This is a genomic window from Spirosoma jeollabukense, assembly GCF_054777855.1.
In genome coordinates this window covers 56,441-70,223 of the sequence record NZ_BAAHAD010000010.1, presented here as the reverse complement: position 1 = coordinate 70,223, position 13,783 = coordinate 56,441, and the positions used below count along the sequence as shown (strand labels likewise).

Below are 13,783 nucleotides of genomic sequence, written 5' to 3'. Positions count from 1 at the left end.
CTCCTTGTATCCCCTTCTTTCTTTTTTCCTTCTCTTTATACTGTGCTGCTACGTCCTTTGATTAACGCAGCAATACCAAGAATGATAACTGCGCCCACAAAAGCAGTCAGAATTTGGTCGATCATACCACCATCCCGACCAAAAATCCAGCCACCTACAAATCCACCGGCAATGCCAAGCAGAATTTCAGCGAACAATGAAAACGAAAACCGTTTGAATACTAAGTCGGCTAGCCAACCGGCCACCGCACCTACCAGAATTGAAACTAAGATTCCCATGACTATTACGTGTTGAGTAAGATGTGTTCGAAATAAACACATACATAACTGGCAACCGTTAAAATTTGTTTAAGACTTAATCCCGATAACCGTTAGCATTCGTCCCGTTTGCCCCTTTTCGGCACGATGGGAGAAATACGTATCGTTATTTAAAACCGTCGAAAAAGGTGACACATCGATCTGCGCCCGTGGAATGCCAAAGTCAATCAGGTATTTCATGTTGGCAGCTTTCAGATCAACGTAGCTCTTGCCAGAATCAGCAATAGCCTGTTTAAACGCTGGCGCAAACTGTTCGGCCACGTCTGGCCCAACGTCAAATGAGCATTCGTCAATGCATGTACCAATGTAAGCGTAGCACTGGGCTCCCAACGTATCAAATTGCCGTTTCATAGCGTCCAGTGTCTTTGCCACAATGGCCCCAATAGTTCCCTTCCAACCTGCGTGAATAGCCGCGACTGCCTGATGAACCTGGTCGTATAGTAGGATAGGAACACAGTCGGCCACAGTTACGCCAATGAGCAGGCCAGGCTGGTTGGTAATGAGCGCGTCATACCCTTCAAATCGGCCCGGTTCGGTTGCCTGCAAAACTTCGGTACCGTGAATCTGATGCGAAGACGCAAAAGGAGCCGTCCCTGCCGCGCCAATGGCCTCAAAAAACCGACGGCGGTTCTCGTCAACGTTAGCGGGATCATCGGACGTATTGATGCCCAGATTGAGCGATGAAAAGGGAGCTGGGCTAACACCGCCGTGCCGGGTGCTTTCGGCAGCAATCAGGTTTGTAAACGGGGCAAAGAGAGTTGGAATGCGATACGAAACGGCCTTGGAAGCTAGCTTGGTTGACATATGATACGTTGTTGACTCTACAAATTTGCGCCTGTTCGCACATTATTCCTACATACCGTTCCCTCAATCATCCCTATTTTCCCACCACTTATCCTGACGATGATCCGTTCCGGTAGTTTGTTATGCATAGTACCATCTACGACCTATATCTTTGTTTCACCAATCGGGAATAACCCGACCAGATTCTAAACAAAAGATAAAAACATAAAAGTCATGAAAACTCTCATCAAACCTCTGCTAGTTGCCTTCACATTAAGTTTTGTTACGTTGTCTGCTTCATTTGCCGAAACCAACCCAATCGGTCGCACTACGGCAGTGGCGTCTTACAAAACGGGTATCTACACCACGATAGAAGGTAAACTGAACGTTGCCGTTAACAAAGAAACGGGTGGATCGGTCGATATCCGCCTGAAGAAAGCTGATGGTAAAGTAGTGTACAGCCAGCACTTAGGTAAAAACGAAACAGCTTACCGCGTGCGGTTGAGTCTTGATGAGCTGGAAGATGGCGTCTATCAGTTAGAAATCACGAATGGCGTTGAAACAACAATCCAGAATGTAACCGTTGCTACTAATCAACCAACCACACCTAGCCGCATTGTTGCGGTAAATTAATTACTCCCCACCATTCACGATGAACAAAACCGCACCTGGCATCAGGTGCGGTTTTGTTTGTTCACTACGTATCAGCTTGTCTGGAGGTGAAGATTTCTGTCGATTCATCATATAGATCCCGCTTTCACAACTCAGAAGGACCATTCCCATACTTTTCAGATAACCTGAGCAGCCGTTTGATCCCTCGTTTTTCTACAGAGGTTGATAAGCCAAAATCAGTACTGAGCCCTACAGTATCCATGAGAGTGGCTGCTGTAGTTTGTAAATGGGTCTGGTTAGTAGGCAAGGCATTGATTTACAGACTAAACGAATACAATAACAATCATTTTTACGGCGCTGGGGTGCTGACCTCTGCGACAAAAAAAAGCAAATAAAAAGCTATATAGGTAACTACAAAAAATCAGCCGCATCGGCGTAATTAACTCTTAGACCAAACTATTTTGTCCAACATAGGCCCTCATTTTTTGTTGTATATTCAAGAAATTTTTGACCGAATAAGCGTTCCCACTACAGCGCCTATCCTACATCCGACTAAGTACCCTTGCATTTATGCTCAATACACAAGTATTAATCTCTTCAGGCACCTGGTCTACGGCTGCTTCAGACGCCGATTTCTGGAAATTATTGACGGAAACGCTACTTCCTCCCTACGTCAACTCGTGCCGCTGGTTTGCGGGAAAAGCCCGGCAACAAACTGGTTTTTCCGTACGAACGGTGCATACATTGCCGCTGGCCGACGGCGACGTAGCCTACATGGTCATTTTGGAAGCTAGTTACGCTGATGGTATACCCGAAAATTACTTATTACCCCTGGCCTTCATCACCGATAGCTGGGGTTCCCAATTAGCCGATATACCCGAGAAAGGTCGAATTGGGGAACTAACGCTGGATGGTCGAAAGGGCCTGCTGATCGATGGCATCTACGACGAACGCTTTCGACGCGCCTTGTTCGACGGATTGTTTACCAACCAGGTATTGCCACAAACCACCGGGCAGTTGACCTTCAAGCGGGGGCGGGGTTTGGAAGAAGGGGATGAACAGCTTCGCTCGCGGGTGTTGCCCGTCGATTCGAGTAACTCGGCTATGACATTTGGTGATAAATACTTCCTGAAACTCTACCGCAAACTCTTTCGCGAAACCAATCCGGAAGTAGACATGATTGCTTTCCTGACCGACGAAAGCAACTTCGCGCATATTCCGGCGTTTGGCGGCAGCATTATCTGGCAACAACCCAACAGTGCCGACATAACACTGGGAATGATGCAGCGGATGGTCCCGAACGACAAAGACTCTTGGATGCAAACCGGCGATTACCTCAATGATTTCCTGTTCAGCGTACCGCAACGGATGTTTGCCATTCGGGAAGATGTATTTGAAAAAGTGGAACTACTGGGCCGCCGAACGGGTGAGATGCACTGCGCCCTCTTTAAACCCGCCCGGGACGGTGTACCGGCAAACCCTGACTTTGCCCCGGAAACGTTCACCAGTGAATATCGTGAGTTTTTGATCAGGCGTTTTGAGGATTTGCTCGAACGGCGCTATTCACTCTTGATCGACAATTACACGAAACTCGATCCACAGGCGCAGCGGCTGGCCTGGGTATTTATGGAAGCCAAAGAGATGATCGATACGTTTATTGCCGACTTCCGCCACCGGGACATTGGCTCACTACGCATCCGCATTCACGGCGATTATCACCTCGGCCAGGTACTGGCAACGGAAGATGATTTTGTGATCATTGACTTTGAGGGCGAACCCGAAAGCAGCATTACCGATCGCAAAATCAAGCATTCGCCCCTGAAAGACGTAGCGGGTATGATTCGGTCCTATCACTACGCTGTCTCGGCAAAACTTTTTAATTCCGTTGAAACGGACAACCTCCATCCCGATCATTTGCAGCGCGTGTCGGACCGCTGGTTTTACCTCATTCGTGATACGTTCATGAATGCCTATTTAGATGTGTTTGGCAATCCACATCCGCTATTTAAAGACAACAGCGAGATCAATTTCCTACTGTTGATTTATCTGCTCGAAAAGGCGGTGTATGAACTGGGGTACGAAATTAGCTACCGGCCTTCCTGGGTGAAAATCCCCCTCAAAGGTATTATCGACGTAGTGCGTGAAATCGAAAAGATACGACTCAGTGACGGCACTACGGCACCGGGCATACCCATGCTGCAAACTGGCCTGCTTAGATAGGGAAGTGGGCCTAAGCCCATCCGGGACAGAAACGTTTCTAACGTAGACAAACCCGGAAAATTAAATGAAAGACTTTTGGTGCCATTCTGGAGTAGTGTGTATCTAAGCAGCCCGCAAATTGACCGAGCGTTTCCTAGGGAAGGCTAAGTTTTTTTCTAACTTTCCGGCTCTGATCACGTTCAATAACGTAGTTCTATAAGTTCCAACCAATGGCAAAACGCAAAACCACTGTGCCCCCGGCTGAATCTGACCAGTCGGTACAGCCTAATCTACCCCAACAACCTGCAACCGAACCGAGCTTTCCGAGTGATTCACTCAGCAATGACGAGTCGGTCTATTCCCGCTTCTCCGATTTCGACGTTTTTTTGTTTCGAGCAGGAAAACATCAGAAACTATATGAAAAATTCGGCTCACATGTCGTTGAGCACAATGGTGTTGTTGGTACCTATTTCGCCGTCTGGGCTCCTTCAGCCAAGTATATTGCCGTGATTGGTAATTTTAACGGTTGGAACAAAGGTAGCCACGCTATGAAAGTTCGCTGGGATTCATCGGGTATTTGGGAACTGTTCGTCCCGAATATCGGCCGGGGTGAACCTTATAAATATTTTATCGTCCACGAAAGTGGTCGCGAGCTGGAAAAAGGTGATCCGTATGCTCACTGGTGGGAAGTTCCTCCCCAAACCGCTTCGGTTGTCTGGGATACGTATCATGAATGGCAGGATCAGGAATGGATGGCTACCCGCAAGGACAAAAATGCGCTTAACGCCCCCATTTCCGTCTATGAAATGCACATGTCGTCCTGGCGACGTGATCCTGGCAATCCCACCCGCGAATTGACCTATGGTGAAATTGCGGATGCGCTCGTTCCTTATCTTCAGGATATGGGTTTCACGCACGTGGAGTTTATGCCCGTCATGCAATATCCTTATGCGCCTTCGTGGGGTTACCAGATTACCGGATATTATGCACCCAGTAGTCGCTTCGGTACGCCACAGGAGTTTATGCAACTCATTGAACGATTGCACCAGGCTAATATTGGCGTATTGCTGGACTGGGTTCCCTCCCACTTCCCCGGCGATGCAGCGGGCCTTTATGAATTCGATGGCTCGCACCTGTATGAGCATCCTGATATGCGCAAAGGCTATCACCCCGACTGGAAAAGCTATATTTTCAACTATACCCGGCCTGAAGTGCGCTCGTTTCTGATGAGCAATGCGCTGTTCTGGCTCGACCGCTGCCATGCCGACGGGCTGCGCGTAGATGCCGTAGCGTCAATGCTTTACCTGGATTATTCGCGCAATTCTGGTGAATGGGAGCCAAACATTTATGGCGGGCGGGAGAATCTGGAAGTGATTTCACTGTTCAAGGAAATCAATGAAGCCATTTACAAAGAATTTCCGGATACACAGACCATTGCAGAAGAATCGACGGCATTTCCGGGCGTATCGCGACCTGTTTATACGGGTGGCTTAGGTTTCGGCATGAAATGGATGATGGGCTGGATGAACGACACGCTACGTTATTTTCAGCGTGATCCGGCTTTCCGAAAGTTTCACCAGGACGAGATTACATTCAGTACGGTTTATGCGTTCACAGAAAACTTCATGCTGCCACTTTCGCACGATGAAGTTGTTTATGGAAAGCGCTCATTAGTTGGAAAAATGCCCGGCGATGAATGGCAACGATTTGCTAATCTTCGGTTGCTGCTATCTTATATGTTCACCCACTCTGGCACCAAGCTCCTCTTTATGGGAAGTGAATTCGGACAGACATCGGAGTGGAAATTTGATGATAGCCTGGATTGGCACCTGCTGGAATTTGCCCCACACAAAGGCATGGCGAACTGCGTGAAAGCGCTGAATGCATTATACAAAGCCGAACCTGCTCTATATGAGCTTAATTTTTCGGCCGATGGATTCGAGTGGATCGACACGACAGACCGGGAAAACACGGTCATTACGTATAGCCGGAAAGGGACGCGTCCAGAAGATACGTTATTGATCATACTGAACATGACGCCCATTCCACGCACCAATTATCGTATTGGCGTACCGTCGGCAGGTTTATATCGGGAAGTGTTCAATAGCGACTCGTCCGATTTTTATGGCAGCGGTATAATAAATTCGGCGCCAATCGGTAGTGAAGAGGAGCCCTGGCATGGTCGGCCTCAATCGCTCCAGCTAAACGTGCCACCCTTGGGGGCTGTTGTGCTGAAAGTATCTTAACCTACTACGTCGGTTCGATAGGCTTTACGGGATTATGCAGATTTACAAGCGTTGATACCGGTCATGGGAATCAACCCGGTGAATCCATAAAATTCCGTAAAGCCTATATCTTTGTCACCAGAACTGCCCGATTTGTCTGCATGAAGAAAATCCTTGTTGCCTTATTGAGTTTACTTTCTGTTCATAGTTTTTCCCAGTCGCGTGTAGCAGCTCGTCTTAGCAGTGGAGTCGATTTGGGCATGGCTTATTCAACAAATACCTACAACCCATCTATTGCTTACTACCAGCTTATTAATGTTGGAGAGCGTAAACTGCTACAGCTTGGCTGGACGGCCCGATTCGGTGCTTTCTACGGCGATAATCTAAATTATTACACGGCCCCCGCCCGGCTGACACGCGGTAAAACTGGCTTTGGTGCGCTATCGGAGCCACTTATCGTCCAGAACATTGATACCGTCCGGTATGATTATGTAACGATAACGTCGCTCAACGTTGGTGTTCGGGCGCAGATTAATCTGGGTCGAGTTGAACTGGGCGCAAGTGCTGATTTACTGGGTCTTACGATTGGGAAAAGACGCATTGGCCGCTATATCTCCTCAACCGGTCAATTCGCAGACACAGATACAACCAACGCTTATTTTCAGGGAGTTAATACGTATCAGTCCTCGAAGCCAGGTACTGTAAATGTGCGCTTACTTGGCGATAACGATCGAGGAACGCTTTCTACGGAAGTATACGCCCGTATCTACATCACCAGGCAGGTAGGCGTAAAATTTGGTTATCAGTGGCTTACGACCGAAACTGTCGTGACCAATCGTGACATTGTTTCCAACAATAACCGATTCAGGAACCGCGCGGGCATGGCCTATCTGGCTCTGACGTTTCCTGTCTTTCAATGAGTTATAGAGGTTGATATACGTCCACGTTATACTTTATAACGAACCTGTTTAGACGTATTGACAAAATTTGAAATTGTAAACAGCTTCAAATCTGTGACTTTACAACTTCGACTTACACCTCTATTGGCTTCAGATCGAAGTAGGTTTTAAAAATTGTTTCCCCGATTTCATTTGTCCGCGTCTGGAAATTATCGAGATATTGATGTAAGCCTGTTTTGAAAATATCAGCGGTTTCAGTAAACTCAATTTCGGTACGTAATTTTGACATTGCCCGCTCTGCCGGATTGCCGAAACCATTCGTAATATTATTACCCGATATTTCGTAAAGTGACAATTCAGCCTGTCGAATGCAGTGAGCCATCGACCGGGGGAACATTTTATCTAAGATCAGGAATTCTATTATGCTCGCCGGTGTGAGCGACCGGTACTGCTGACGATGCATGTTGTAGGCGCTAACCGACTTTAATACGGCCGACCAAATCATCAGATCAATGGTAGACCCAACGGCATCAATCTCGGGTAGCAGTGTAAAATATTTCACATCCAGAAATCTCGACGTCTTATCAGCGCGTTCCAGGAACCGGCCCAGACGCCCAAAATGCCAGGCCTCACTTCGGGTGATGGTTGCATCGATGATCCCGTAAAAAAGTTGGGTGCTGTTGCGTATTTCGGTAAAGAAATCCTGGGTTTGCGACTGGCTCCACTGCTGTTTGGGAGCGGTATCACGTACCATCAGGTAAAATTGATTCAGGTGCTCCCACATCTCCTTCGAGATAACCTCACGAATGGTGCGGGCGTTCTCACGAGCATCACTCAGACAAGATACTATGGAGTTTGGATTCCGCTTGTCGAAGGTCATAAAATGAATGACATTCTCGCTCGTCGGCTGGTCGTAGTGTTTGGCAAACAGGTTATTATCGGCAGTAGCAATGAGCAGCGGCTCCCACTGCTGATCCACATTTGGGGGTAAATCGAGGGCCAGATTAAAATTAACGCTCATAAAACGAGCATAATTTTCAGCCCGCTCGATGTAACGATGCATCCAGTAAACAGAGTTGGCAACACGACTTAGCATAACGTATGGACTTGGGTAAAGCGGTGGGGTACGGACAAAAATAGAGGATTATGCCTGTTTTACAAGTATAAGAAATCAATTATGACTTTTCTGAATAGAATCGTCTAAAAAGGGATTATTTTACAACGCTCTATTTTTTCACTGTTTATGATGCATACATTTTATTCCTTGCTTACAGTAAGCCTGTTGTTCAGTACGGCACTTGTCGCCAAGCCTGAACCAGCCAAACCCAGTGCCCGGCCAGCCGCATCCCGATTTTATGAAGTGCGTATTTACCATCCAACGCCGGGCAAATACGCAGAGATCGTTGATCGGTTCCGGCAGTACACGACAAAAATTTTCGAGAAGCATGGGATGGAAAATATTGGCTACTGGACACCGACCGACACAACCATGAAGGAGTTGATCTATATACTGGCTTATCCCAACCGCGAGGCTCGGGATGCCTCTTGGAAAGCCTTTGGTAGTGATCCGGAATGGAAGGCAGTGGTTGCCAAAACTGAAGCCAATGGCAAATTGGTTGATCATGTCGATCAGATCTTTATGACCGATGCCGATTTCTCGCCTAAACTCAAATTGAAGAAGGAATCGCCGGAGCGCACCTTTGAGTTGCGTACATACACGCCAGCGCCGGGAAAACTTCCTAACCTGCTGACGCGCTTCCGCGATCATACGATGAAGTTATTCAGTAAACATGGGATGACCAATGTGGCGTACTGGGTTACGGAAGAAAAGGACCCCGCCACTCAGCCTAAGCTCGTCTATATTCTGGCGCATCCCAGCGAAGCAGAAGGCAAAGCGCATTTTGATGAGTTCCGCAAAGACCCTACCTGGGTTAAGGTCAAAGCTGATTCCGAGAAAGATGGCTCGCTGACGACAAAGGTGGAGTCTATTTATATGAAGCCAACCGACTATTCGCCGATTAAATAAACGACGTACCGGTAAAAACACTGTCCTTGGTACAAACGCAAAACGCATCCCTAATTGAATTGGGGATGCGTTTTACCTTTATAAGCCTACTAACTCTCAAAGACCGTATGGGTTTGAGTTAGGCTTTCATTGCTGGCTTGGCGTGTTCGGGCTTTAAAACGACCACATCACGGACGATACCACCTGCATTGAGTTTGTCTACCATTTTATCTAATAAGGGTGATGCCCAATCGGGAATGTATTTGTCAGTGGTCTGGATCAGCACCTTCGGGAAATCGTACAACGCACGACCCAGCCCAAACTGCACGGCGCACCGTTTCATGGCATCGCTAATGCCGCCCTTCACCGGCTCAACGCTTGTGCGGCTGGCTCCATCGGTTTTTTTTACGATTTCGCCACCGGGCAAAACCGCCGTGATCGTACACAGAAAACCGCCTTCAATTTCCTTGATTTCATTCTGCCAGCCTGCCCAGCCAAACTGGTCGTCGAAGCGCTGCATCACACACCGGTTGGTGATGTAGGGCACTACAACGATTTTCTGACCGTCTTTGGTCTGGCTCTGTACGCGCCATTCAACTTCCTGCGCCGTAAGGGGAGCGGTTAATACGTTTAGGTTCATTAGTCGTTTTTATTTGTTGTTTATTATTCTGGTATTCTTTTAAGCAGCTACCTGCCACCGAGTTTCTGTAGCTTGTGAAAGTAAAACTTGCAATTCATTCGTTAACCGATTTTTCACTTCCTGAAACTGCTCAATCATGAAAGTATTCGGGTCATCAGTCCGCTGGTGCCTACGAATAGCCTCATTCATTCGCTTTACCTGTTCGAGTGTGTGGAAAATCTGAATTTCCAATTCATCATTTATTTCCATAATCAAACCAAAGTTCAAGACTGCCTTTAGATCGTTTTCGGCGGTCAGTACGTAGGAAATGATACCAGTCAAGTTCATCTGCCCTTCCAATTTCATGCTTAGGATGGTCAGGAGGAAATGTCTCCACAAAGTAGCAATCAACTAAACCTGCAACATTATTTTTGAGCTGTCTTAGTTCACCTGCAATAGAAGAAAAATGCGTGTGTGGAACAAATACTATTACATCAATATCGCCCGGTTCTTGATTTTGACTAATGAAGCTTCCATCAACCCATTGTCGATGATTTACTGGCAATAGTTCACCCAAGATAGCCAAAAAGCTTTCATACGCAGTAAGGATATGTTTTCGATAAGGATTGTTGCCAAAATAACTTACAAAAACTTCCCATTCTATTGAGACAATATCATAAGGTGACAAATAGCCATTCCGGTCAAACGTTAGTTGTACGTTTCCCATTACTCCATCATCTTCAGCAACTCATTCAACTTCAGCAATGCTTCGATGGGTGTCAGTCGGTTTACATCGATGGTGCGTAGTTTTTCCTTAATCGCTTCCGATTTTGGATCGCCGGATTCGATGATACGTAGGGCTAATTCCCGCTCCTGCGGCACCGCTTCCCGAATCCGCTCCTTGTTGTTCTCCCGCCCGTGCGATGACTCCAGCTGTTTCAGGATCTGGCTGGCACGCGTCACAATCTGGGCGGGCATCCCAGCCATCTGTGCTACGTGAATCCCGAAACTATGTTCCGAGCCACCTTCTTTCAGCTTGCGCAGAAAAATCACCTTATTGCCCATTTCCTTAACCGCTACGTTGTAGTTTTTAATCCGAACGTTGTCGTTAGCCAGATCATTTAGCTCGTGGTAATGGGTCGCAAAAAGCGTTTTGGGACGGCAGTCAGTTTTAGTGTGCAGGTATTCGGCAATCGACCAGGCAATTGAAACTCCGTCGTACGTACTGGTCCCCCGGCCGATTTCGTCCATCAAAATCAGACTTCGTTCGCTGAGGTTGTTCAGAATACTGGCCGTTTCAGTCATTTCGACCATGAACGTACTTTCTCCCCGTGAGAGGTTGTCGCTGGCACCAACACGCGTAAAAATCTTATCGACAATACCAATCTCCGCCGACGATGCCGGTACAAAACTTCCCGATTGGGCCATCAACACAATCAAAGCCGTTTGACGTAACAAAGCGGATTTACCTGCCATGTTTGGTCCGGTGATGATGATGATCTGCTGGGTTTCGTCGTCCAGAAAAATGTCATTTGGAATATAATGCTCGCCGGGTGGCAATTGCTGTTCAATTACCGCATGTCGACCGTCTTTAATGTTCAGCACTTTACCCTCGTTGATCTGCGGGCGGACGTATTTATTCTTCACCGCCACCCGCGCAAACGACGACAGTACGTCCAGCACCGATAGTACGCGGGCATTTTGCTGAATAGCCCCAACATACTCCCCGGCCGCCATAACCATCTCGTTGAACATCCGGGATTCGATCTGAAAAATCTGCTCCTCGGCATTCAGAATTTTCTCTTCGTATACCTTGAGTTCGGGCGTTATGTAGCGTTCAGCGTTTACTAATGTCTGTTTCCGAATCCAGTCTTCAGGGACGCGATTTTTATGCGCATGCGTGACTTCCAGATAATAGCCAAACACTTTATTGTACGCTACTTTGAGCGAACTGATACCCGTTTTTTCTACTTCGCGTTCCTGTAATTGTATCAGGTAATCTTTGCCCGAATAAGCAATAGACGTCAGCTCGTCCAGTTCAGCGTTGATACCCGGCTTAATGATCCCGCCCTGATTTGAGAGGGCTGGTGCATCTTCACGCAGTTCGGCCTCAATGCGGTCGAGTAAAAACGAAACGGCATTAAGTTGATCCGCATATTTTTTCAATGATGGCGACTCACTTTGACTCAGCGCCGTAATCAGCACTTCTTTGATCGGCAATACGTGTTGCAATGACCGTTTCAATTGCAACAATTCACGGGGGCTAATCCGCCGGACTGCCACCTTGGAGACCAGTCGTTCAAGATCGCCAATTTGCTTCAGGTGATTGACCAGCGTATCGGCCAGATCGAGGTCATTGACCAGCAAGTCAACCATGTTGAGCCGCTCGTCAATCAGGGCTTTTTCTTTCAGCGGGAGGCTGAGCCATTTACGGAGCAGCCGAGCGCCCATTGGCGTAACCGTCTGGTCGAGAATCTGAATCAGGGGAACGCCCCCCTCCTGTTGCGCGGCAGTCAGTTCGAGGTTACGTATCGTGAAGCGGTCCAGCCAGACGTAGCGATCTTCTTCAAGCCTTGTAACGCGGGTAATATGCTGAAGGTCTTTATGCTCTGTCTCATTCAGGTAATGCAGGATTACCCCGGCCGCGATGATACCATCGGGTAAGCCCTCGATACCAAATCCTTTCAGCGAGGTAGTCTGGAAATGCTGCTTTAAAAAGTTGTAGCCAAAGTCGTAGGTGAATGCCCAGTCTTCGAGGGTATAGGTATGAAATTTATCACCGAACAGCGTCCCGAACTCCTGCCGATTGCGCTTGCAGTACAGTACTTCCGACGGATTGAAGCTTTGCAAAAGCTTATCGACATAAGCCGAATTACCCTGCGAGGCCAGAAACTCGCCCGTCGAAATATCCAGAAATGATATCCCGAACGTATCATCAGCTTTCCCGAAATGCACAGCCGCCAGGTAGTTATTCCGACGCGTATCGAGCACGTTGTCGTTAAACGAAACGCCGGGTGTCACCAGTTCCGTAACGCCCCTTCGCACAATACCTTTGGCCAGCGCGGGGTCTTCGAGCTGATCGCAGATGGCCACGCGTTCACCCGCCCGGACAAGCTTAGGCAAGTGTGTATCAAGGGAGTGATGGGGAAAACCGGCCAGCTCTTCATTCGATCCGCCGTTGTTCCGTTTGGTGAGGGTAATGCCCAGAATTTTGCTGGCTCGCACGGCATCTTCGCCGAAAGTTTCGTAAAAATCACCGACGCGAAAAAGCAGCAACGCACCGGGATATTTGGCCTTAATCTGGTTGTATTGGCGGTTGAGAGGGGTTTCGGTTTTCTTGACGGGCGGCTTTGCTGCGGTAGCTGATTTCACTGATTTTTGTTGGATTGTCGTAAACAAAAATAGTGATTTTTGGCGAAAAATAGGCTATTTACAGCCGTAATTAAAGGCATGCCTGATTCAAACTAAACTACCATTTTTACCATGAACCCAGCTACCAATACATTTCCAGTACGCGTTGCATTTAACCCGGTAATTCGAACCTATTTACTGTTATACGTAACGTTTTTTCTATTTATCTCCATCATTGGCATCATCTTCATCCCGATCTGGCTGCTGGGTGTCGGGCAATGGTGGAGTGGCCATTACTTCAAGAAACTGGAGTGTGAGCTGACAGATCGCTCTCTGCACTTCAGGAAAGGCATTTTGGTCGAAGTCGAGAAGACGATTCCGCTCGAGAATATTCAGGACGTTACCTTTGTCGCCGGTCCGGTGCTACGTTATTTTGATCTTTGCATTCTGAAATTTGAAACGGCCGGTCAGAATTCAAAGCAGGCCAACGACATGGAGTTGATCGGCATTGTGGATGCACAAACCTTTCGCACCCAGATTCTGGATCAGCGGCAAAAATTGATGGCTACCCGAACGCATCAGCCATCGGTTCCAACCGACCAAAATCTCCTCACCGAAATCCGTGATACGTTGCGCGACATTCGGCAGTTATTACAGGAAAATCGTAACTAAGTACATGCGCAAACGTTCGCCGTCAATTTTACTTTATTTTGATACTTTTGAATGGTGTATTTGTCTACTATTCGGTGCTTATAAAATTTTGATATATGAGT

The 13,783-nt window shown here is 47.6% G+C and carries 13 protein-coding genes; 6 read left to right on the top strand and 7 right to left on the bottom strand.

Features of this window, described 5'->3' with window-relative positions:
* Positions 1-35 precede the first annotated feature (35 nt).
* Positions 36-278, bottom strand: coding sequence for a GlsB/YeaQ/YmgE family stress response membrane protein (locus ACYVEA_RS26855; protein ID WP_093829530.1), 243 nt, complete (start codon positions 276-278; stop codon positions 36-38).
* A gap of 69 nt (positions 279-347) precedes the next feature.
* Positions 348-1,121 carry a peptidoglycan editing factor PgeF gene (gene pgeF, locus ACYVEA_RS26850; RefSeq protein WP_461116513.1) on the bottom strand — a complete coding sequence of 258 codons (774 nt, stop codon included), beginning with the start codon at positions 1,119-1,121 and terminating at the stop codon, positions 348-350.
* Positions 1,122-1,334: 213 nt separating this feature from the next.
* Between pgeF and ACYVEA_RS26845 the strand changes: the two genes are divergently transcribed.
* From ACYVEA_RS26845 to ACYVEA_RS26830, 4 genes are all read left to right on the top strand, one after another.
* Complete coding sequence (locus tag ACYVEA_RS26845) at positions 1,335-1,733, top strand: hypothetical protein (protein ID WP_461116512.1); 399 nt, start codon at positions 1,335-1,337, stop codon at positions 1,731-1,733.
* Between the two features lie 549 nt (positions 1,734-2,282).
* Positions 2,283-3,932: a putative maltokinase gene (locus ACYVEA_RS26840; protein ID WP_461116511.1), complete on the top strand. Its 1,650-nt coding sequence runs from the start codon at positions 2,283-2,285 to the stop codon at positions 3,930-3,932.
* 209 nt (positions 3,933-4,141) lie between these two features.
* Complete coding sequence (glgB, locus tag ACYVEA_RS26835; RefSeq protein WP_461116510.1) at positions 4,142-6,157, top strand: 1,4-alpha-glucan branching protein GlgB; 2,016 nt, start codon at positions 4,142-4,144, stop codon at positions 6,155-6,157.
* A gap of 140 nt (positions 6,158-6,297) precedes the next feature.
* Entirely contained in the window at positions 6,298-7,056 is a 759-nt protein-coding gene (locus ACYVEA_RS26830; RefSeq protein ID WP_461116509.1) for a hypothetical protein, read from the top strand.
* Between the two features lie 112 nt (positions 7,057-7,168).
* Here the strand turns inward: ACYVEA_RS26830 and ACYVEA_RS26825 are convergent, their stop codons facing one another.
* Positions 7,169-8,131, bottom strand: coding sequence for an alpha-E domain-containing protein (locus ACYVEA_RS26825; RefSeq protein WP_461116508.1), 963 nt, complete (start codon positions 8,129-8,131; stop codon positions 7,169-7,171).
* A gap of 147 nt (positions 8,132-8,278) precedes the next feature.
* Here ACYVEA_RS26825 and ACYVEA_RS26820 point away from each other — a divergent pair, with 147 nt between their 5' ends.
* Positions 8,279-9,061 carry an NIPSNAP family protein gene (locus ACYVEA_RS26820; RefSeq protein WP_461116507.1) on the top strand — a complete coding sequence of 261 codons (783 nt, stop codon included), beginning with the start codon at positions 8,279-8,281 and terminating at the stop codon, positions 9,059-9,061.
* Positions 9,062-9,179: 118 nt separating this feature from the next.
* Here the strand turns inward: ACYVEA_RS26820 and ACYVEA_RS26815 are convergent, their stop codons facing one another.
* Genes ACYVEA_RS26815 through mutS form a run of 4 tightly spaced genes read right to left on the bottom strand, consistent with a single transcriptional unit; the run spans position 9,180 to position 13,031 of the window.
* Positions 9,180-9,680, bottom strand: coding sequence for a Rad52/Rad22 family DNA repair protein (locus tag ACYVEA_RS26815; RefSeq protein WP_461116506.1), 501 nt, complete (start codon positions 9,678-9,680; stop codon positions 9,180-9,182).
* A gap of 39 nt (positions 9,681-9,719) precedes the next feature.
* Positions 9,720-9,929 carry a hypothetical protein gene (locus ACYVEA_RS26810; protein WP_461116505.1) on the bottom strand — a complete coding sequence of 70 codons (210 nt, stop codon included), beginning with the start codon at positions 9,927-9,929 and terminating at the stop codon, positions 9,720-9,722.
* A complete protein-coding gene (locus ACYVEA_RS26805; protein ID WP_461116504.1) occupies positions 9,916-10,386 on the bottom strand; it encodes a DUF6932 family protein in 471 nt (156 codons plus the stop codon). The genes ACYVEA_RS26810 and ACYVEA_RS26805 overlap by 14 nt, the downstream gene beginning before the upstream one ends.
* Positions 10,386-13,031: a DNA mismatch repair protein MutS gene (gene mutS / locus ACYVEA_RS26800; RefSeq protein WP_461116503.1), complete on the bottom strand. Its 2,646-nt coding sequence runs from the start codon at positions 13,029-13,031 to the stop codon at positions 10,386-10,388. Before mutS ends, ACYVEA_RS26805 begins: the two co-directional genes overlap by 1 nt.
* A 111-nt stretch (positions 13,032-13,142) precedes the next feature.
* On the opposite strand from mutS, the gene ACYVEA_RS26795 reads away from it, so the two are divergent.
* Positions 13,143-13,682 carry a PH domain-containing protein gene (locus ACYVEA_RS26795; RefSeq protein ID WP_461116502.1) on the top strand — a complete coding sequence of 180 codons (540 nt, stop codon included), beginning with the start codon at positions 13,143-13,145 and terminating at the stop codon, positions 13,680-13,682.
* The last annotated feature ends 101 nt before the right edge of the window (positions 13,683-13,783 follow it).